Below are 21,125 nucleotides of genomic sequence, written 5' to 3' on the forward strand. Positions count from 1 at the left end.
TTTTATACTGCGCTTCTTTACCACGATAAGCTTAGTATGATCAACAAAGGAGTTCTATGTTAAGGTTATTACACGATGTTGATGAAAAATACAAAAAAAAGCATATTTATATTTGGCATACAAATAAGGAATCATTAGATGTTCTTGCAAAGCTTGTGCTGAGCAGAATAAAAGTAGTCGGTTTCGTAACGGAAGAATCCGAATATGTGGGTAAAACTATTCTATGCATTCCTGTTTTCTCACTAAATGAATGTATAAATGATCCTCAATGCGTGGTAATCGTAAATGAGTTTTATAAAAGCGTTTTAAAATATAAGGATACAATTTGTATAGTTCAATTAAAAGACATATATTCATTTCGCTTAAGTGGGAAAAAAGTGCATATTTTCGGTGCTGGTGATTACTCGGATATAGTATTAAGGCAGTTAAACCTGAACAATGTGGATATAGATTCTTATATAGTTAGTTCAGATAATGAAAAAAAGATAAAAAACGATAAGATGGTTAATGTTTATAAAAGAGAGAACTATTCTGAAGATGATGTAATAGTAATTGGTGTAAAAAAAGAGGAGGCTTTATCTGAAATATATGAGGTTTTAGATGATTGTATTTGCGACATATATACAGATATTATATGGACAGATGCTGGAATTCATAATGGAAATTTGATGCTTGTAATAGAAAAAGCTTTGAAAGAAGAAAGAAAAGTATATTTATGTGCTAATAATAGTATTCATTCTCAATATATTAAAGCAGTTTTTGAAGAATTTGGTATTGTAATGAATCAAATCAATGTAGAAGGTGATTGTGGGATATCTAGTATATGGGATGTTGATGAGATTAAAGATTCTACGGTAATTGTTGATGAATTTGATAAGCAGAGACGATGGTATTTTTTAGAAATCTTATATTCTTTAGGTTTTAAATTAAAGGATTTGAATTTTGCAGCTATACAAGAGTACACATTGGGAAAAGATTTTTTTAATGGAAAAATTCGTTATGTAGCTGACCCCCTCATATCATACAGTTATGTTTTTCATGATACAACAAATTCTCTTTGGTCGATTTGCGGTGATGAGAATGATTCATCATACAAAATTATGGTATTAGGCGGATCTACAACTCATGATGGATATTATAGTATTAAAAGCTGGGCACGCCGTCTGTGGGAACGATTAAATAATAAAAATAAAAAATGTACTTTTTATATTGGCGCCCAAAGTGGAGCAAAAGTAGCTGATGAATTATTTATTTTGTTAAGAGATGGTTACTATATCAAACCGGATTTAGTAATATCTTTTAGTGGAACAAATGATATGTTAGATACCGATTTAAATAGATTTAATGAGTGGAGATGGTATGAGTTTTTAAGAAATGAAATGGAAGAAAAAGAAATAAATACAGGGCTCGTAAGAGATGAAGGGGCATATCACTATTGGAAAAGAATCCAGAAAATTATCAAGGATTATTCTGAATCAATTGGTGCAAAATATTTGGGGATATTACAACCTAATAATTTTTATATGGAAAATATGAGTTTGTCGGAAAAAATGATGTTCGAGAGAGAAATATATTTAGAATCCTCAAAAGATTTTTTTATTAAATCCCAAAATGATATGGAAATGATACTTAATTTATTTAGTATATTCCACCATGTAAACGGAATGTATATAGATTTTTGTCATTATTCTGAAGATGGAGTCGATAGAATTCTTGATTCTGTGGAAGAAAAAGTGTTAATGATGCTGTTTGAACAGTTTTAACAAAAAAGAGGCTTTCTGTAGATAATTACTTACAATCAATGTTAAATATAGCGCCATACTGATTATGGTATTATTACTTAGAAAAACATAAAAAACTGTATAGCGCCACACTAATGAAAAATGGCATCAAGAGTTTGAAAAATTATTGTAAAAATTTGAGAACAAATAATGACAGCAGATGATGCTATTTATTGCGTTTTGTTTATCACATCCTTTCGATAAGTGGAATAAGAGCAGATAAAGAGAGTTAATTACAGAAGGAAGGGGTAAGGGAAAGCTAAAAGATAAATTGAGCTAATCCCATAAAGAACATGAAATATAATAAGACACCGGTAGTGATCTTTTGCTATTCCAGAGAAGATAAGTTACGAAGATTGATAGAATCTCTCAAAGAATGTAATCATTCGACGTATTATGATGTTTTTTTCTTCTGTGATGCACCGAGTTATAAAAGACCAGACGATCAAAAAAAAGTATACGCAGTTCAAGAATATATAAAGATTGTTGAGAGAGAAAAGTTTTTCCACTCCGTAACACATTTCTTTTCAGAGGAACATTTGGGCTGCAGAAAGTCAGTGATAAATGGCGTTAGTAAGATTATTGGGCAATATGGTAAGGTTATAGATTTAGAAGATGATTTGATTGTTTCAAAGGACTTTTTGGACTATATGGAGGAAGGACTAAGAGTTTTTGAAAATAACAAAGAAGTTTGGTCCATTTCAGGATTAACTTTTCCTTTAAAATCTTTAGGGTTATTAAAAACGGATTTCTATTTACATGGTCGTGGTAATTCCTGTGGCTTTGCAACGTGGAAAGATAGATGGGAGCTAGTAGATTGGGATTTGAAGGACTATGATAGCTTTAAGGGTGATTATTCTCTTCAAGATAGATTTAGTGAACGCGGATATGACATGCCGTATCTTTTAAAACAGCAAAAGGAAGGATTTTTAGATTCGTGGGCTATTGAGTGGGATTATTGTCAGTTTAAGCATGAAATGAAAACGGTCTATCCGGTTAAGAGCAGAGTATATCATTGTGGGGAAGACGGAACACATGTGTCAGAAGATATTCCCCAGCAGGCCATAGATTTATCAGAGGCGGTTTACTCGTTTGAGAGTATCACAGAAAACAAAGAGATTGATGAGGAATATAGGGAGTTGTTCTGGAAACTAAAAGATTATGAGAATTTCAAAAATCTAAGTCCAGAAAATTCTAAATGGCATGAATATTACAAGATTTTAAACAATTGGATGATTCTAAAGGAAAAAGAAATATCTATATGTCAGTACTTCAAAGCAAACAGAATGAAAAGAATTGCGATATATGGTGCAGGCGATCTTGCAAAGCATCTTATCCATGAGATTCGAAAAGAGGGACTAGATGTAGTATGCTTAATTGACAAGAATAAGAAAAATCCCATAGATGGAGTTTATATTATTGCGCCAAGTGATATTATTCCGGAGTGTGATGTAATTGTGATTACGCCTGTTATGGATTTTTATGATATAAGTAGGAGTATTGCAAAGCAAGCGACTGTTCCGGTGATTTCAATAGCAGAACTTGTTTGATGGAAGAACGATGAGAATAAAGTATGAGTGAGATTTTAACATTATATTATCATAGAGTAAACGATCTAAAAAATGATTACAATCTTTTGGCAGTTATAAAGGAAAACTTCAAGCAACAAATGCTGTATTTGAAGAAAAATTATAATATTGTTCGAGCAGATGATGATTGGGAATCTATTGATATTAATTCTGTATGTATAACATTTGATGACGGTTACAGGGATTTCTATTTAAATGTAATTCCAATTATCAATGAAATAGAGATACCTGTAAGTATCTTTGTTACTGGTGGGATTGTTGAAGAAATACATGAGTTTTGGTGGGATGAATTGGAAGACTATATATTCTGTAACAATGAAAACAGTCATAGGTTCGAGTTGATTGATGATGAATATGGTTACACTTTTGACATGAGTAGTTACGCACACCAAAAAGATAGCTATAATTCTATTCATTTCATGATGAAGAACCTGATTGATAGCAAAAAGAGGAGTCGATGGCTTGAGCAATTAAGGACATGGAGTAAAGCAGAACATAGAGTGGACGAGATTATGAATGTAGGAGAATTACAAGAAATAAGTCATAACCCTCTTATTACAATTGGCGCACATACAATGACACACCCATCATTAAAGACATTAAGTGGAGAAGAGCAGAGAAGTGAGATTTATAGATCAATAGAAACCATAGGGGATATTATTCAAAGAGAAGTATGTGTTTTTTCGTATCCATTCGGTCAGAAAGAGTTTGATTTTGATACAAATACGATAGCAATAGTTCGTGAACATGGGGTAGAGAAAGCGTTCAGCACTAATAGTGGTACATGGACTGCTGGAGAAGGAATGTATGACATTCCAAGGATATGTGTTCGCGATTGGGGATTGTGGGAATTCAAGGAGAAAATGAATGAGTTATGGGGCAAACGACAATGAATTGATTTATAGAATTAAAAAAATGCAGACATCTCCGGTGAGTAGAGTATTTGGACTAGATAGGGGAACGGCAATTGATCGAATATACATAGAATCATTTCTTGATGAATGCAGAGAAAAAATATTCGGTGACTGTCTGGAAATAGCAGAGGATACATACACTCGTAGGTATGGTGGAGACAAGGTGACGCATAGTATGAAACTTCATTATACTGACGATAAGAACGCTATAAGAGGAGATTTAGTCTCTGGGGATGGTATAGAAGAGTGTATTGTTGATTGTGCAATAATTACTCAGACAATGATGTTTGTCAAAGATGTAAGAAAATGTGTAACTAATATATACCGCATGTTAAAGCCAGGAGGGCATGCTTTGCTAACTGTGTCCGGTATTTCTCAGGTTTCTACTTATGATCGAGATAGATGGGGACATTTTTATGGCTTTTACGAAGATGGAATTCATGAGCTGTTTGATTCGGTCTTTGGAAGAGATAATGTCAATGTCAAGACCTACGGAAATGTTAAGACAGCAATTGCCTTTTTATATGGGTTATGTGCCGAGGATTTAAGTGCCGAGGATTTTAAGTTTATCGATAAAGATTATCCTGTTATTTATGGAATAGATGCTAAGAAAGTGAATAGTTTATGATACACATTGGCGATATAGTATATGACATTGAAAAAATGAAAAAGGCTGATAGTCTCCTGATATACGGAGCAGGAAAGACAGGTATTCTGATATTGGATTATCTAAAAGTGAATGATTTATCGGATAGGGTTAAAGGGTTTATTGATAATTACCGATACGGTAGTTGTGTTTCGGGATATAAGATATATTCATTGAGCGATGCTGAAAAGATGTTTCCAAGTGGAGAAATACTTGTTGGAGGGGGCTATGCTCGAGAAATGTATTTGTCATTGGATTATAACGCAAGGCTAAGATCTCATTTGATTATTGTTTGATTTAGGGGTAAGAATAATGGATACATCAATAATCAGTCTCTTGGAAAGGCAAGTTGTGAAGCTGGCAGTTGTAGGAATGGGGTATGTTGGGCTGCCAATGGCTTACGCTTTTGCAAAAAAAGATTAAAGTAGGGGCCTCAATGTTGAGGTTATAGCTTAAGAAGGGAATATACCGTGTAAAATGATTAGAGCAATATGGATATGTACAATTATTATTCCTGAGTTTGCGGATGTATTTAATGTAAAAAAGGGCATCATTGAGGGATGGCTAAGTGGTATGTTTACCATTCTTAAGTCTAGTGATGATATGGTCATTGTACCAGGTCAAATTAAAGAGCTTTCAGGTGATTCCGTCGATTGGACTAGCAATGGACATTGGTAGAGAAGGCGGGGGAACTAATTCAAAACATAAGCATCATCGGTATACTTCATTTGATGATGAAAGGATAGCTGAATATAAGCTTCCACAAGAGGTTATCTTAGATCGGCGAATTGTCGAAGATACATTAGCCGTATTAAATGTTACAACGCAAAATGAATTGTACAAGTTTTATGATGGTCTTTACTACAATTGGATTAAAGCTGTTGTTACAGGCAATAGATTAGTTGATTATTTTAAGAATAATCATTATGAAAGTGTTTATATATACGGAACAGCACATGCTGGCGAATTATTATATGAACAGATTTCTTCGAATATTGACGTGAAAGGATTTGTTGTAGAGACAAAAGACAAAAGATAGTTTCTGTGATTTGAAAGTGTATGGTGTAGAAGAGGATTTATTAGATAAAGCTGTTCCTATTGTTATAACACCTGAACATGCTATGAAATACATTAGGCATTTATTTAGGAGATTAGATATACGTAATCATATAATTCCCATAACACATATAGTTGAGGAGAGTATAGAAAAGCATGAAACTTGATAGAGTTCGAGAGAAGTTGCTTAAAGAAAATTATATATCATTTACTACGGATTTGGATTGGGCACCGGAATGTGCTATAAAGGACACACTAGAAATGTTCGTTGGGAATAAAATCAGACCAACTGTATTTATCACCCATACATCTGCTGAAGTCAAGAAATTTACTGAAGCAATAGATGTAGGTATTCATCCAAATCTTATAATGCCGAGTAGCCAAGGTAATAATCAGGAAGAGATTCTTGATTTCTGTTGTGGTTTAGTTTCCGATACAAAGGTTTTCAGGTGTCACAGATGGTATGCGAGCAATGATGTATACAAGTATCTATGGAACAAGGGATATAGATATGAGTCCAATCTATGTACAAACATGGATGTTGTTGGACCTTTTGCGCATCGGTCTGGTATGATTAGTTTCCCAGTTTTTTTTGAAGACGGTGCGCATATTGAACACAATAAAGAGCTGCAATATTCTCATTTTAAGGATTATTTTCGTAGAAACGGTTTGAAAGTGATTAATATCCATCCAATGCATTATGCACTTAATACTCCGTATTTTTCATATACAAGAGGTATTAAAGATAGATTGTCAAGAGAAGAGTGGAACGGAATGGATGAAAGTCGGTTAAAAGAGTTGAAGTATGATGGGTTAGGAATTAGAGATTTTATAAATGACATGATTGAAGATGCTTTAAGTAATGGTGCGAAGGTTATTAGCCTTCTCGATGCCTATAAAATGTGTTTGGAGGGACAGGATGTACAACCTTCTTTATGATTTTTTTTAAAGGAGAAAGTTAAACGAAGGACACCAGCAATATGGGGGATTGGTTCGAATTCTTCAGTCGTTAGAGATATGCTTATTGAAATGGGCATAGATGACTGGGTATGGATTGACAAAAAGGCGGAAGGATTATCGCAATTTGAGGGAAAATCATTAATTGGACCAGAACGAGTTAATCCGGATTATTATGTATTTATTTCATCGCACTTTATTGATGAGATAGGCTCTTTCCTTGAAAATAAAAAAATGTATGAATGGGATGATTGGATTTATGCTATCGAGAGAGCGTATTACGAAGGTTTGCTTGAACATCCAAACGATCCACTCGTTCCGGAATTATTAATGGAAGACCTAAACGGAATAGAGGATGACTTAAAAGAAGTCGTTAAAGTGATTCCGTATGAAATAGAGAAAAAAGAATTAGAAGCTTTTGCAAAGAGTTTGAACTTTGAAGATGTGTATCGAATTAATTCAAACAAAAGATATAGAAGAAAGATAATGGAATACTTTATAACTGAGAAGCTTCATGATCTTTCTTCGTTTAATGAAAATGACGTGTTCTTGGATTTGGGAGCGGCAGGAAGTCCGTTTGCTAAATTTTTGCATGATAAAAGGAATATTTCTGCGTTTGCTTTAGATTTGGAAGAAGGGGAATTCTCGCAGGAGTCATACTATCTATGCGAGGATGCGACTCGTACGCATTTTAAGGATAATAGCGTTTCAGGTGCGTCTATGCATTCTTCGTTTGAAATGTTTCTTTACAATGCAGATACTGCGCTGATTCAAGAGATGGCGCGTGTCTTAAAAAAGGATTCTAAACTGGTAATCGCACCGTTGTATATGCATAAACAGTATTTGTCAACGTGTTCACCGAACAATTATGGCAAAGGTTATGCAGATGATGAGTCGTTAGAATGTATTCGTACTGACTGCTGGTCTTGGATTCCGTTAGCAAGATTCTATGATGTCAGAGCTTTAGAGAAACGTGTCCTTACTCCGGCAAGGGAACATGGCCTTATGCCAACAGTATATAGTTTGCCCGATGATGAGGTGGAGAAGGATGAATTTGTTTATTTGAAATTCATATTGGAATTAAAAAAACAATGATCAGTGTTAAATTGCTATGGTGTGGAAAAAGGAAGTTCATCATATACAGATAATATGAGATACGAAATGAGTGAAGAACGATACCTTAATTTAACAGTTTTATATTTTTTGGATTATGGTCAGGAATACGGTGGGGCTGTTCATACACTGGTTCATCAGGCTTTGCTAGCAAAACGGCACGGGGTAAAATTATTTTTTTTCTTATCAAGTCATAGCGGAAAGAATATATCAAGTCAGTTTACAGATTTGTTTTACAAGTACAATCTTGAATTTGAAGTGTTTGATTTCTCAATTTCTTCACAGCCAGAAGATATAGATATTATATGCATAGATGAAAACTATGATGTGATAAAGAAACGTATTTCTGAAATCAAGCCTGACTTAATTCACTCCGTTCAATTAAATATTATTGCTGAGTTAGCAGGAAGAGAATTGGGAATTCCGCACATTATGAATATATATCCTCTTACAAATGATTTTTTTGCTACCGAGTATGTGGATGTTTTTCCACATTATATGATTTGCGATTCTTATTATTGGGGTGAACAGTGGAAAGAGCATATAGGTGTACAGTACACATGTATTAGAACTGTGGTTGAGAAGATTTCTAAGAAGAAAAAGCCATTCAATCCTGGCAATATGAAGTGCGTTATAGTTGGTTCAATATATTCGCTAAAGAATCAATTGGAGGTGATTAAGGGATTTGCGGAAGCTATAAACAGGGGAGTTGTAGGAACCCTTGATGTTTATGGAGATGATGGTAACACTTATGCCACTATATGCAAAGAATTTGTTAAAGAGTATGGGTATTCAGATTATATAAGATTTAATGGATTTTGCAATGAAATGGAGAAAGTATATGATGATGCTGATGTATTAATATGTGGAAGTGTTCGAGAATCATATCCTAATGTCATTTCTGAGGCTATGTCTCATGGATTGATAATTATTTCTACTTCAGTAGGTGGAATTCCTGAAATAATTGATGATGAAAATAATGGATATTTGACTACTGGATTTTCATGTGAATGCTTTTCTGAAATATTACTAAAAGTTAAAAAAACGATAGAAGAAGGAAAAGCCGAAGATATTAGCAGAAATGCTGTTTATACAGCCGAAGAAAACCATTCTTGGAAAAGAATACAGAAAAAACTATTGGATTATTATTATTTCGTCCTGACCGATAGAGTTAAGGATGTAAAAAAACATCGCTATTCGATTTATGATCTTAGGAAGGATTTCTTTGAAATAATTACAGTTTATAAAGAGAATAAGTATAGGTTTACTGAGCCAAGAGTGGCAAGTTCTAAAGTTTGGTATATCGCATATTATAGACAAAGAATAAATAGAGCAATTTCTGAAGGTAAGCGCTTCTACGTGTGGGGGGCGGGAAGATATGGGAAAACAACGATAGAGCTGATTAATGTATTCTTTCCGACTCTTATCATTACAGGCATCATAGATACTTTTGTTAACGGCACATTCTGTGGATTCGAAATCTTTAGACCGGATTCGTGTTTTCATGATGATGAATGTATTGTTTTTATAGGACTAGCAAATGGGCAGTGGGATGTAGTTGATAAGTTGAAAAAATCAGGCAAGGTATATGGTGCTGATTTTTTTGTATTAGCTCCACGTGAGTGGTAATAATATGCTAGATAATGATGGATAGAATTGATAAAGATGTGTTAAATGATACCCCAAAGATAGATATCAGTGTGATAACGGTAACATATAATTGTGTAGATACGATAGAACGCTGTATAAAATCTGTGATAAATCAGAACCATGCTGAATATGAGTATATCATAATAGACGGAGGGTCTACTGATGGAACAGTAGAAATAATAGAAAAATATAGAGAGTACTTATCATATTATGTCAGCGAATGCGATGGTGGTATTTATGATGCCATGAATAAGGGGATAAAAAAGGCCTGTGGAAAGTATATTCATTTTCTTAACGGCGATGATTGGTATACAAATGATATTCTTGAAGTGGTCAGTGACTATTTGAATTGTGAGATAGATATTTTATATGGGAAAGTGGTTACTGTAAACGGAGGTAAATTCAGTTCGCTGTCGCCAGAACCTATAGAATGCATTGATTGGAAAATGCCAATGTGTCATCAGGCTATTTTTATGAAAAATGTAGGGCAACAATTTGATACAACATATAGGATAGCAGCTGATTATAAAATGATAAATGAGTGGTACAACGAAAAAAGGAGTTTTCAATTCATTCCATACAATATTGCTTATTACAATTGCGGAGGGGTTTCAAGTATATCAGTTAAAACAAAACTCGAGATTACTCAAATTGCTTTTTTAGCTGCTATAAAGTATGGCAAGATTAGTGAACCGATGCTAAACACTTTGACAGAGAATGCATTAGATGCAGTTAATCGTATACTTTTTGCCGAAAATGAAAACATATATCAAGTGATATCGTTTTTAATAGAGATGATAAAAAAAACGGATAATGTTATTGTATTTGGTTGTGGGAAAATAGCAGAGACTTTGATTCCGGTTATAGAAAAAGCTGGATTGAAGATAACAACAATTGTCAGTAATAATTTAAATGATGAGACGAGAAGACTTTACAGTTGGAGTGTTAATTCTCCTAGAGTATTAAATGATGTGGTTAATTCATCTATACTTGTTTTGACTGAAAGCTATTGTGATGAGATTGTTGGGCAGATAGATTTAATGTGTTTAGATGAAAGTAATGATGTTTACACTTTTGATGAACTAAATAGGAATTATATCCGTAATCATTGTTCTGAATTGATAAGAATTGCTAATGAGAGATTTGGTTTTAGCTTGAAAAGTATTGATTCAGAATAACGGGTATTTCGTAGATGCGTTGAAAGGGTAAAAATAGGAATCAAGTGTATTTTTAGAATTGTTTTATGAAAGTTATATTTTGACGAGGAATATAAAATGACGGATGATTATCCAATGGTTAGTGTCCTTGTGCCTGCTTTCAATACTGGAGAATATTTAGAGAAATGTATCAATAGCATTCTCCTTCAATCTTATAAAAACATAGAGATTATTATTGTTGATGACGGCTCAACAGATGAGACATGGAACATATGTAATAATTTGCAAGCGCTACATCATAATGTTTTTGCATATCGCCAAGATAATAAAGGAGCTTTGGAAGCTCGTAATTATGCACTAAAAAAAGCTTCTGGTGAATATATAGTTTGGGTAGATTCTGATGATTACATTGAAGATGATTATATTGAAGCATTAGTTCAAACTATGATTTGTGACCAGTCAGATATAGTGTGTTGCCAATTAACATACAGTATAGGTGACGATGATAGGAAGATTTCAGGAACAATTCCACCAGGTATTTATAATACAGAGCAAATAAAAAATGGAGTTTTATTTTCCGGAGTTTTTTTTGAACATGGTATTTTACCCCATGGTGTAACTAAATTATACAAAAGATCTTTGCTGGAGAAGTTTACTTTTAGTGTGGATCCGGATATTAGGATAGGTGAGGATGCAGCAGTTATTTATCCATATATACTTAATTGTAATAAGGTTAGTATTATAGATACATATGGATATCATTATATTCAGCGTCAAACATCTGCAATGAAGGCAGTTGGAAATAATAACGTTGAAGGGGTTAAAAAATTGACGTCTTATCTTAGAAAGTGGTTTTCGGAGGATAAAACGATACAGAATCAAATTGATTTGTACAGTAATTATTTGATGATGTTAAAAAATATAGCTTATTTCGATAAGGCGAATCTGCTCGGATTGTATGGAGGAATTAAAAAAAACAGTAAGCTTATTATATACGGTGCAGGTGGCTTTGGGCAGAATATTTACAACTACTGTATTGGTCATAGAGTTGATGTAGTTGCTTGGATAGATAAAAATTCGCTTTATTACAAACAACAAGGGCTGAATGTAATTTCCTTAGAAGAATGTAAGCGATTGAATATTGATTACGATTATCTAGTGGTGGCTGTTTTGAATGAGAAAATTTCAGACGCAATAATAGTAGATTTGATTCAGGAAAAAATGGATAGAAAAAAAATAATATATATATCGCCTCAATATATATCACTCGAAAAAGGCAATTTATGATTAATAGAGAAAAGAATTGAAAGATGAAAAAAATTCTCTTATGCGCTTCAACGCGCCCAGAAATGATAAAAATGGCTCCGCTGTATTTGGAACTTAAGCACCGCCCAGCCTTCAATCCTTTGCTCCTCTCCACAGGCCAGCACAAGGAGATGCTGTATCAGGTCTGCGAAACATTCGGTATCCAGCCGGATTATGATATGCAGATCATGAAGGAAAGGCAGGATCTTTTTGATATAACCACGGCTATCCTGTCGAAAGCGAAAGAACTTCTCATCTCCATCCATCCAGACCTTGTTCTCGTCCACGGTGATACGACCAGTAGTTTTGTATTATCCCTCTCCTGCTTCTACCTTCAGATTCCAGTAGGACATGTTGAGGCAGGACTAAGGACTTATAATCTCTATTCTCCTTACCCAGAGGAGTACAATCGCTAGGCTGTGGACATCGTATCAGAGTACTCTTTCGCACCGACTCCACTAAGCCGTGAGAATCTGATAAGGGAAGGAAAGAGTGAGAGATCCATCTATGTCACAGGCAATACGGTAATCGATGCAATGCAGCACACGGTACGCTCCGATTATACACATCCAGAATTGGATTGGGTGGGGGATGACCGCATGATCTTCATCACAGCACATAGACGTGAGAACCTGGGTGCTCCTATGCATCAGATGTTTCGGGCGATAAGGCGAGTGCTTGAAGAGCATGATGATGTGAAAGCGGTTTATCCGATACATATGAATCCTGCTGTCAGAGAAGCGGCGAAGGAAGAGCTTGAAGGCTGTGAGAGCATTCATCTGATTGAGCCGATAGGAGTTTTTGATTGCCACAATTTCGAGAGTCGAAGTTATCTGTGCTTAACAGACTCGGGGGGGATTCAGGAAGAGTGTCCTAGCTATGGTGTGCCAGTGCTAGTGATGAGGGATACAACTGAGAGACCGGAAGGAGTGAAGGCCGGGACTTTAAGGCTTGTGGGCACTGAAGAAGAAGTGATTTATAGAGCTTTTTCAGAGTTGTTAGATGAACAAGAAGCATATGAGAAAATGGCGAAAGCTGTGAATCCTTACGGGGATGGGCAAGCATGTAAAAGAATAGCTGATATATTAGATGGAAAAGAGTATAGGGAATGGAATCCTTGAGATATCTATTTTATTTTAGAAGTAATAGTAAAACTTTATGATGTTTTTTAAATCAAAAGAAAAATATTACGAATAATGACTATAAACAAGAAAAGCACAGCACTAATCACAGGTGTTACAGGTCAGGATGGCAGTTTCCTGTCAGAATTATTATTAGAGAAGGGGTATGACGTTCACGGTATCATCCGCAGGTCAAGTGTGGATTATCGTGAGCGGATTGCCCATTTAGAAGGGCATGAACGCTTTCATCTTCATTATGGTGATCTTTCGGACTCTATGTCCTTGGTGAAGGTTATTGGATTGGTTCGCCCTGCTGAAATATATAATCTTGCTGCACAAAGTCATGTGCAGGTTTCTTTTGATGTGCCGGAGTTTACGGCAAACGTGGATGCTACAGGGGTGCTTCGTGTTTTGGAGGCTGTTAGAGTCACGGGATTAGCTGATACGTGCAGGATATATCAGGCGAGCACTTCTGAACTCTACGGAAAAGTAGAAGAGGTTCCTCAGTCGGAGACTACGCCGTTCCATCCTTACAGCCCTTATGCTGTGGCAAAGCAATATGGATTTTGGATTACCAAAGAATATCGGGAAGCATACAATATGTTCGCCTGCTCGGGAATCCTTTTCAATCATGAATCTGAGAGGCGAGGAGAGACTTTCGTTACAAGAAAGATTACGTTGGCAGCTTCTCGTATCGCACATGGTAAACAGGATAAGCTTTATCTCGGTAATCTCAGTTCACTGCGTGACTGGGGGTATGCAAAGGATTATGTTGAATGTATGTGGCTGATGCTACAACAAGACAAGCCGGATGATTACGTTATAGCTACAGGTGTTCAGCATACTGTTCGTGAGTTCTGTACTCTGGCTTTCCATTATGCTGGAATTGAATTGGAATGGAAGGGTGAAGGGCTTGATGAAAAGGGCATTGACCCTGCTACAGGTCGGGAACTTGTTGAGGTCAGCGAGGATTTCTACCGCCCCACCGATGTGGTAAATCTGTTGGGGGATCCGAGTAAGGCTAAGAATGAACTTGGCTGGAATCCTATAAAAACCTCATTTGAAGATTTGGTAAAGCTCATGGTCGAACACGATATGGAGCTTGTCGCAAAAGAGCGTGCTTATGAGAGCATGAGCCATATAAACCTTGCAGAGTATCTGGAGAAGGGCGTAGTGAAGTGATGGAAAAGAATTCAAAGATTTATGTGGCAGGACAATATGAAGAGATAATAAGGAAATATATTTTTGTGCGAGAGTAATAGATTTATAAAGGCTATTGCAAAAGGTAAGCTGCAAACAAAAGGCGTATATAAAAAGCTGCACCAAATTGATAGAATTTGATTGGAGTACTATCAGTTTAGTGCAGTTTATTTTTGAAGTCAGGAAAAATAGGAGCTTTCTGTATGATTTTACAGTGCATGGACTTTACGAAGTTTTGTAAAAAAATAAAATCATTAAATAAAAAAATCATTATGTTTGGTGCTGGTGCCATTGGTCAGGTCATAACGCCAGAGATATTGAAAAATCTAGGACTTCTCCAATGGCTTGATTGCTACATTGATAACAATCAGTTTATTTGGGGACAAAAGATTTCTGTTTGTGGAAGAGATTATGATATTAAATCACCACAGTTTCTAAATGAATGTCCTATAAATATAGTGATTCTTTTAAATATTAGCCGATTTTCAGATGTTTTAGAGCAGCTTGAAAGTATGGATTGTACCAAAGACATGGAGTGCTACATAATGCCTATGATGCTGATTCACAATTTTTGCTCTGATAAATCGCAGGGTACTCCTTTAGTATCAAAAACGCCTTTAATACCTAGGAAACTTCACTATATGTGGCTAGGCGGGAATTCCATACCAAATAGTCTGAAAAAGTGTATCGACAGTTGGAGGTTATATTGCCCTGATTATGAAATAATTGAGTGGAATGAGAAAAACTATGATATAGAGAAGAATTCATATATGAAGCAGGCGTATAAGGCTAAGGCGTATGGATTTGTGCCAGATTATGCGCGTCTGGATATCCTTTATAACGAGGGAGGGCTATATCTTGATGTAGATGTTGAGATTAAGAGGAACATCGATGATTTACTATATCAGGAGGCTTTTTGTGGAGTTGAAAAGTGGCAAGTAATAAACTTCGGAGGATTAAGTGGAGCAGTAAAAGGTCATCCAATGGTGAAAAAGTTCCTTGATGCTAGGAAAGAAATAAAGTTTATTGATCAAGAGGGAAGACATAACAGGAACACCTGCGGTTATTATGATACAAGAGTTGCAATTGAAGCAGGGTATAGAATAGTTGGAACTACGCAAAGTGTGAATGGTATGAACATTTACTCGTATGATTTTTTTCATCCGTACGATTATATGTCAGGACTTTTAAACGAGACGGAAAATACATATTCCATACATTGGTTTAATGGTGGTTGGCTGGATGAGAAGATGAAAAAAATGAATGAGGAGTCTAGGAATAGATATTTGGAATTATATAAAAAATCAATTGTAAGTAAATAAAAGCCTAGGTGGTATAGCAGTTAGTAGGTACGAAGAGAAATCACTGGATGAAAAAATGTTAGAACTAATAAATAAGGTACAAATTCTTGATGAAGATTTTTTGGCATTGAAAGTGGAAGACCCTTTTTTTGGGAGAATGACGGATGTTAAAGATGTGATAGGATAATAATAAAATCAAAAACCGATGTACTAATAAGAGTATGTATCAGTAATACAGAACATAAAATAGAGAGGGCTGTCATGCTCTCTCTATTTTACATGTATGATGTTTATAATCTGCACTTTCAGGAGGGGCATCTTTATCATAATTAATTCCTATGAGTAAGATTTCTTTACTATAGCCCTTGAGGACACTGTGATAATTTTTGTTCTTTATCTGGGAAATGGCCCCTTCTGCAGATTTGTTCCACTTTAGTTCTATTACAAGAACCGGGTAGTTAGAAGTTTTCTTTGGTAGGTAGACAATGTCTGCATATCCCTTACCTGACGGTAATTCTTCAAATTTGATGTAATTGCCTTAATATGTATAGTAAGCAAGTTTTATAACATTGCGTAGACTTTCTTCGCTGTTGTAGTTGATAGGAGCAGTTTCTTCGACATGTATTTTTTCAATTTGGGCTGCGACAGCGTTTTCGTTACAATGGATTATATCATTAAAAAGTCTGTCACATTCGCTGATTCTGTCAAGGGTGGCGGAGTGATTGACCTCTCTTATTGTCTTTGAAAATTCCCTTTTTATTTCTTCATTTGGTATATATACACATTCTTTTTCAGAGTCATATGCCAAGTAGCCTAGATGAACCAGAAGGGTCAGAACGTCGTCTTTTCCAATAATTATCAAGATGGTAAAAAGTTGTTTGAAAATCTGGATATATGGAAAAGTAAGGAATATCATGCTCTTCTTGGTAAGTATCCTGTTATATTTATTTCATTGCCAATGTTAAAGAACCTGACTATGAGGGAGCAATACGGAGTATATGCTCAATAATATCTGCAAACATGCGCTGGAAGGAAAGATGCTGATAGCATTTGTTGCACTCATCATCAGAAACCGCATGTACACAAAGCTCAAGGATGCAGAGGAAGAAATGCTGGAGAAGCCTAATTTGTGAACTTCCGCGATAATTAACTCTCGGCAGCCAAATTGAGAGGCGAAAAAATCGGAAAAACCCAGATTTTATGCGGATTTCGCTTGATTTTGAGTGGGAAACATGGTAATATAATAGAGAAGTAATTACATCTCTATGGAGGTTGCCATGTATATGAATTTCCTTGTGAAGATACCGACTGGGGAAAACGGTATCAGAATAAAAAATATCAAGGGAACTACCTACGTGTACTATGCGTATGAGAGAAAGTATGACCCTGACAAGAAGTATTCCGTTCCCAAGACCACATCTATCGGAAGACGTGATGATGAGCACCTTGACATGATGTATCCTAATGCTAACTGCATGAAGTTCTTTCCGGATATAGAGATCCCTGAAGAACTGGAAGGGGATACCAGCCGCAGCAGTTGCCTGAATGTTGGAGCATTTTTTGTAATCAGGAAGATCATTGCCAGCTATCATATCGACGAGATGGTTAATCGTATTGTTGGCAAGGATGCCGGACTGTTTCTTGATCTTGCTGCATATAGCATTCTAACTGAGAACAATGCTGGTCAGTATTATCCTGACTATGCTTATAAACATCCTCTCTTTACAAAAGGGATGCATGTCTATAGTGATTCAAAGATTTCAGACTTCCTTGGCCAGGACATGACTGATGCAAGGATTGCTTTCCTTAATGAATGGAATAAGAACCGGGATCACAGATCAAAGATTTATGTTTCTTATGATTCAACCAATAAGCACTGCCAGGCAGGTGATATAGATTTTGCTGAGATAGGACATGAAAAGGATAAGCAGGGTAAGCCAATCTTCAATTATGCTGTGGCTTATGACAGGAATAACAATGAGCCCCTTTTCTATGAGGACTATCCGGGTAGCATCAATGACGTGTCACAGCTTCAGTACATGCTGGAAAAGGTGGAAGGCTATGGCTATAAAAATATAGGATTCATCCTCGACAGGGGATATTTCAGTGAGGCAAACATTCACTACATGGATCACCACGGCTACGGCTTTGTAATCATGGTCAAGGGCATGAAGGACCTTGTGAGTGATCTTGTTTTAAAACATAGAGGCAGCTTTGAGCAGAGCAGGGCAACCAGCATAAGATTCTATAAAGTCAATGGAATGACAGTTAAGATGCAGCTGTTTCCTTCGGATGAAAAGGACAGATATTTCCACATATACTACAATGACAGAAAACATGCAGCAGAACGCGAGAATGTAGAGAGAAAGATAGACAGGATAGTCGAGTTCCTGGAAAAGAACAGGGGCAAGAAGATACCCCCAAGTCCAAACATTGAGAAATACTTCAAGCTTGAGATTTACAATAAGGGCAAGGAAGATGAACGACTCCTTGCATGGCGCGAACGCACTAATGTCATAGACAGGGAGATTGCACTCTGTGGATACTTTGTACTTATCACATCAGAGTCCATGACAGCGGAAGAAGCAATAAACCTGTATAAGAGCAGGGATGTTTCCGAAAAACTGTTCCGCGGAGATAAATCATATATGGGAGCAAGGGCAGAAAGGGTTTATGGAAATGAATCTCTGGAGACCAAGCTTTTCATAGAGTTCATAGCTCTTATCATACGTAATAAGATATATACATGCCTTAAGGATGAAGTAAAGGAGAGTGGACAGAAAGAGAATTACATGACAGTTCCTGATGCACTTAAGGAACTTGAAAAGATAGAGATGATAAAGTCCTCTGACAATACATACAGGATAGATCACGCAGTAAGTGCTACTCAGAAAGCAATACTGAAGGCATTCGGGATGAATGCAGCAGACATAAAGACGCTGGGAAGAGCACTCGGAGAAGATCTAAAGAATGTAACTGTTAAGGCAAATGCAGAGAGGGAGGACTGATATCATGGCAAGAACAAGTTTAGACGATAGAATCAAGAAGCAGGAAGAGGCAGTATTTAAGGCAAAAGACAGATATGAAGCAGAGCTTAAAGAACTGGACAAGCTCATAACAAAGCGCAGGGAACTTGAGAGCAAGGAACTGGTGAAGGCTTTCGAGAAGAGCAAGAAGTCACTTAAAGAGATCATAGAATTCATGAAAGGGGACGCTGATGAGGAGAATTAAAAATTAAAAATCATCAACCCTGCATTAAGAGATTTTTAGAGGAAATCTACCGGAAGTGACGACGAGAGTTAAAAAGATAGGAAGTTAACAATTTTCTATAAATAACAATGAATGATCTAAATATATCAGTGTTTATACATAACATAATTAGATTTTTTGTTCTTTGACAATTAAATACTTAAATCATATTATGATAGCTTTTCTATACTTGATAAAAATAAAGTAATATGATATCCTTTCAAAGTTGCGCTTCGCGCAGAGTCTTATCCATTCGGAAATGGCAATGTTTTCTGCATATGCCTTTTTCACAGGAATTAGAATTTTGAAAGGATTATTTGCTTATGAATAATGAACAAGAAGAACAAAGGTATGGCAGATGCAAGGATACATGTATTGATCATACCTATATATCTGGCGGAGAATTTAGAAAGAAGTTTGACCAAATATCTGATTCACCGGAATTAAATAAGCTATTGTATAACTTGGCAAAAAAGATGCTATTTCATAGAAGCGGGACAAACTATGAAGATATGTATTGGATAGATGCGGAAAGCGTTGAAGTTGTAGCTCAAGTTACGGATTCGATAGAGGAATCCAGAGTAATTTATCCACATAACATTGTAAATTTCTTAAAGATGCATTCTGGATTAGTAACCATTCATTCGCATCCAGCAGGATTACCGCCAAGTATTGAGGATTTTAATTCGAATTATATATATGGTTATAATTTAGGAATAGTTATTGGGCATAATGGTAAATTATATCTATATAACAGTAATGAGGAAATTGATAAATTATATTTTGAGTTAAAAGTTGAATTATATAGATCGCTTGGATATAATGAAAGTGAATCTAGAGAAAAAGCAATAAAGTTTTGCATGGAGAAGTTCGATATTAACTATAAGGAGGTGACAATAGATGAATAAGTATAACGAATATGAATCAGTATATGAAGATGATAGAAATATTATTCCTGATTGTGTTTTTTCGATGTCACCTGAGGAAAGAGAGGCTGAGGAACAGAGATTGTTCCGTGAAATGAAAGAGCATCCCTGTAAAAAGAAAAAGCCAGCATGCAGTGTGCAATTTAATATTTGATTAGAAAGATTGGCTGAGATAATTCGATTATTAAACTTCCCGCACTTTTTACAATGTGGGAAGTTTTATATCAGTAATTATAACCACGCACAATAATGTGGACACCACCATAGAGGAATGCATAGAAAGTCTCTGGAATGGAATAATCAATGAAATCGAAGTCATTGCGGTAGACGTTAATTCCACAGACGGCATAAAGGCTGTTTTATCAGAGATGCAGCTGAGGATGACCAGATAAGCCCTACTGAGTTGCTTGCCGAAAGCATTTCAGCAGGGCTTTGATTTTGAGTGGTAAAATGACTGGAAGTTAAGAATAATCTTTTAGTTCCGGAGGACATAGAGTGGGAGAAACTTTAACATTATCCACACTTCCAATGGGAGAGGGCTGTAAGACAACAAAATCTCTTTTCACCTGTATTATTTACAACAAAAACTCTATCTCATCCAAAATAGGCTTGAAATCAATCTGGAGTCTTCCGTCATATAATCCTACTGGCACTTTGTCCTTGAAACCATAAATGGATACATCAAAGTCGTGGGCGAAGTCATAAACTATGATCTTAAGTTTGTCCGGATCTACCATCCAATATTCTTTTACACCGGCTTTTTCATATTTGGCGAGTTTGAGAGACATGTCTTTTCTTCTGGTTGTAGAAGATAAAACCTCTACAATAAAGTCCGGGCATCCAAATATATTTTTCTTAACTATCTTATCTTTTTGGCAGATGATCATGACGTCTGGCTGGACCATGGTCTTATCATCCATATCTAATTGCACATCACATGGAGCTATAAAAACCATGCAGTTGCCCTTATTTTCATCGATGAATTTTTTTATCTGAATGGATATGTTCAGTGATATTATCTGATGAATCGTAGATGGGGCACTCATGTCATAGAAAACACCATCAATCAGCTCTACTCTCTGATCGTCAGGAAGAGCGTAGTAATCATCAAGAGTGTATTCCCCGGGCTTTTATCCACAGATGCTCCTAATGGATAAATA

At 35.8% G+C, this 21,125-nt stretch carries 25 protein-coding genes and 1 pseudogene; 23 read left to right on the top strand and 3 right to left on the bottom strand.

All coding sequences use genetic code 11. The features are described from left to right. Window positions 1-56: 56 nt before the first annotated feature. From BM146_RS12100 to BM146_RS19015, 16 genes and pseudogenes are all read left to right on the top strand, one after another. Window positions 57-1,763 carry an SGNH/GDSL hydrolase family protein gene (locus BM146_RS12100; RefSeq protein WP_074889301.1) on the top strand — a complete coding sequence of 569 codons (1,707 nt, stop codon included), beginning with the start codon at window positions 57-59 and terminating at the stop codon, window positions 1,761-1,763. Window positions 1,764-2,074: 311 nt separating this feature from the next. Then, window positions 2,075-3,331: a glycosyltransferase family protein gene (locus BM146_RS12105; RefSeq protein ID WP_074889303.1), complete on the top strand. Its 1,257-nt coding sequence runs from the start codon at window positions 2,075-2,077 to the stop codon at window positions 3,329-3,331. Window positions 3,332-3,354: 23 nt separating this feature from the next. Continuing rightward, complete coding sequence (locus tag BM146_RS12110; RefSeq protein WP_074889307.1) at window positions 3,355-4,263, top strand: polysaccharide deacetylase family protein; 909 nt, start codon at window positions 3,355-3,357, stop codon at window positions 4,261-4,263. Beyond that, complete coding sequence (locus tag BM146_RS12115) at window positions 4,238-4,912, top strand: methyltransferase domain-containing protein (RefSeq protein WP_074889311.1); 675 nt, start codon at window positions 4,238-4,240, stop codon at window positions 4,910-4,912. The genes BM146_RS12110 and BM146_RS12115 overlap by 26 nt, the downstream gene beginning before the upstream one ends. Next, window positions 4,909-5,226, top strand: a complete 318-nt coding sequence (locus BM146_RS12120; RefSeq protein ID WP_074889315.1) for a hypothetical protein — start codon at window positions 4,909-4,911, stop codon at window positions 5,224-5,226. The genes BM146_RS12115 and BM146_RS12120 overlap by 4 nt, the downstream gene beginning before the upstream one ends. Window positions 5,227-5,407: 181 nt before the next feature. Continuing rightward, complete coding sequence (locus BM146_RS12125) at window positions 5,408-5,608, top strand: hypothetical protein (protein ID WP_074889319.1); 201 nt, start codon at window positions 5,408-5,410, stop codon at window positions 5,606-5,608. Then, window positions 5,595-5,969, top strand: coding sequence for a hypothetical protein (locus BM146_RS12130; protein ID WP_074889322.1), 375 nt, complete (start codon window positions 5,595-5,597; stop codon window positions 5,967-5,969). Before BM146_RS12125 ends, BM146_RS12130 begins: the two co-directional genes overlap by 14 nt. 16 nt (window positions 5,970-5,985) lie before the next feature. Continuing rightward, window positions 5,986-6,153, top strand: coding sequence for a hypothetical protein (locus BM146_RS19855; protein WP_207649924.1), 168 nt, complete (start codon window positions 5,986-5,988; stop codon window positions 6,151-6,153). Continuing rightward, window positions 6,143-6,925, top strand: a complete 783-nt coding sequence (locus BM146_RS12135; RefSeq protein ID WP_074889325.1) for a polysaccharide deacetylase WbmS family protein — start codon at window positions 6,143-6,145, stop codon at window positions 6,923-6,925. Before BM146_RS19855 ends, BM146_RS12135 begins: the two co-directional genes overlap by 11 nt. 78 nt (window positions 6,926-7,003) lie before the next feature. Continuing rightward, window positions 7,004-8,038 (top strand): methyltransferase domain-containing protein, encoded by a 1,035-nt coding sequence (locus BM146_RS12140; RefSeq protein ID WP_074889328.1) that lies wholly within the window; start codon window positions 7,004-7,006, stop codon window positions 8,036-8,038. 21 nt (window positions 8,039-8,059) lie between these two features. Beyond that, window positions 8,060-9,685 carry a glycosyltransferase family 4 protein gene (locus BM146_RS12145; protein ID WP_177201653.1) on the top strand — a complete coding sequence of 542 codons (1,626 nt, stop codon included), beginning with the start codon at window positions 8,060-8,062 and terminating at the stop codon, window positions 9,683-9,685. 14 nt (window positions 9,686-9,699) lie between these two features. After that, the gene (locus BM146_RS12150; protein WP_074889334.1) at window positions 9,700-10,884 is read left to right on the top strand and encodes a glycosyltransferase family 2 protein; all 1,185 of its coding nucleotides are present in this window, start codon (window positions 9,700-9,702) and stop codon (window positions 10,882-10,884) included. A gap of 96 nt (window positions 10,885-10,980) precedes the next feature. Then, window positions 10,981-12,150 (top strand): glycosyltransferase, encoded by a 1,170-nt coding sequence (locus BM146_RS12155; protein WP_074889337.1) that lies wholly within the window; start codon window positions 10,981-10,983, stop codon window positions 12,148-12,150. 23 nt (window positions 12,151-12,173) lie between these two features. Then, window positions 12,174-13,289: pseudogene (gene wecB, locus BM146_RS12160) on the top strand (non-hydrolyzing UDP-N-acetylglucosamine 2-epimerase). Between the two features lie 75 nt (window positions 13,290-13,364). Then, a complete protein-coding gene (gene gmd / locus BM146_RS12165) occupies window positions 13,365-14,471 on the top strand; it encodes a GDP-mannose 4,6-dehydratase (protein ID WP_074889340.1) in 1,107 nt (368 codons plus the stop codon). 221 nt (window positions 14,472-14,692) lie between these two features. After that, a complete protein-coding gene (locus tag BM146_RS19015) occupies window positions 14,693-15,811 on the top strand; it encodes a glycosyltransferase family 32 protein (protein WP_083413526.1) in 1,119 nt (372 codons plus the stop codon). A 238-nt stretch (window positions 15,812-16,049) separates the two neighbouring features. On the opposite strand, the gene BM146_RS20415 is transcribed toward BM146_RS19015, so the two are convergent. Beyond that, on the bottom strand, window positions 16,050-16,319 hold the full coding sequence (locus BM146_RS20415; protein WP_083413530.1) for a PD-(D/E)XK nuclease domain-containing protein: 270 nt from the start codon (window positions 16,317-16,319) through the stop codon (window positions 16,050-16,052). Window positions 16,320-16,328: 9 nt separating this feature from the next. Then, window positions 16,329-16,652 carry a hypothetical protein gene (locus tag BM146_RS12180; RefSeq protein ID WP_207649925.1) on the bottom strand — a complete coding sequence of 108 codons (324 nt, stop codon included), beginning with the start codon at window positions 16,650-16,652 and terminating at the stop codon, window positions 16,329-16,331. Window positions 16,653-16,788: 136 nt separating this feature from the next. Here BM146_RS12180 and BM146_RS20180 point away from each other — a divergent pair, with 136 nt between their 5' ends. The 6 genes from BM146_RS20180 to BM146_RS12205 all read left to right on the top strand — a co-directional run bounded on the left by BM146_RS20180 (window position 16,789) and on the right by BM146_RS12205 (window position 20,357). Next, complete coding sequence (locus BM146_RS20180) at window positions 16,789-16,923, top strand: hypothetical protein (protein ID WP_278308509.1); 135 nt, start codon at window positions 16,789-16,791, stop codon at window positions 16,921-16,923. Window positions 16,924-17,067: 144 nt separating this feature from the next. Next, complete coding sequence (locus BM146_RS12185) at window positions 17,068-18,798, top strand: IS1634 family transposase (RefSeq protein WP_074889346.1); 1,731 nt, start codon at window positions 17,068-17,070, stop codon at window positions 18,796-18,798. Window positions 18,799-18,802: 4 nt separating this feature from the next. Beyond that, the gene (locus tag BM146_RS12190) at window positions 18,803-19,021 is read left to right on the top strand and encodes a hypothetical protein (protein ID WP_074889349.1); all 219 of its coding nucleotides are present in this window, start codon (window positions 18,803-18,805) and stop codon (window positions 19,019-19,021) included. Window positions 19,022-19,362: 341 nt separating this feature from the next. Then, complete coding sequence (locus BM146_RS12195) at window positions 19,363-19,947, top strand: hypothetical protein (RefSeq protein WP_074889351.1); 585 nt, start codon at window positions 19,363-19,365, stop codon at window positions 19,945-19,947. Further along, the gene (locus tag BM146_RS12200; protein WP_074889355.1) at window positions 19,940-20,119 is read left to right on the top strand and encodes a hypothetical protein; all 180 of its coding nucleotides are present in this window, start codon (window positions 19,940-19,942) and stop codon (window positions 20,117-20,119) included. The genes BM146_RS12195 and BM146_RS12200 overlap by 8 nt, the downstream gene beginning before the upstream one ends. A 55-nt stretch (window positions 20,120-20,174) precedes the next feature. Then, window positions 20,175-20,357 (top strand): glycosyltransferase, encoded by a 183-nt coding sequence (locus BM146_RS12205; protein ID WP_074889359.1) that lies wholly within the window; start codon window positions 20,175-20,177, stop codon window positions 20,355-20,357. Between the two features lie 183 nt (window positions 20,358-20,540). Here the strand turns inward: BM146_RS12205 and BM146_RS12210 are convergent, their stop codons facing one another. Further along, window positions 20,541-21,035 (bottom strand): Uma2 family endonuclease, encoded by a 495-nt coding sequence (locus BM146_RS12210; protein WP_083413527.1) that lies wholly within the window; start codon window positions 21,033-21,035, stop codon window positions 20,541-20,543. On the opposite strand from BM146_RS12210, the gene BM146_RS20185 reads away from it, so the two are divergent. Further along, complete coding sequence (locus BM146_RS20185) at window positions 20,988-21,122, top strand: hypothetical protein (protein WP_278308510.1); 135 nt, start codon at window positions 20,988-20,990, stop codon at window positions 21,120-21,122. The two genes, BM146_RS12210 and BM146_RS20185, sit on opposite strands and share 48 nt — an antisense overlap. Window positions 21,123-21,125 lie beyond the last annotated feature (3 nt).

Source organism: Butyrivibrio proteoclasticus, from assembly GCF_900115735.1.
In the GTDB taxonomy this organism is placed as follows: Bacteria; Bacillota; Clostridia; order Lachnospirales; family Lachnospiraceae; genus Butyrivibrio; species Butyrivibrio proteoclasticus_B.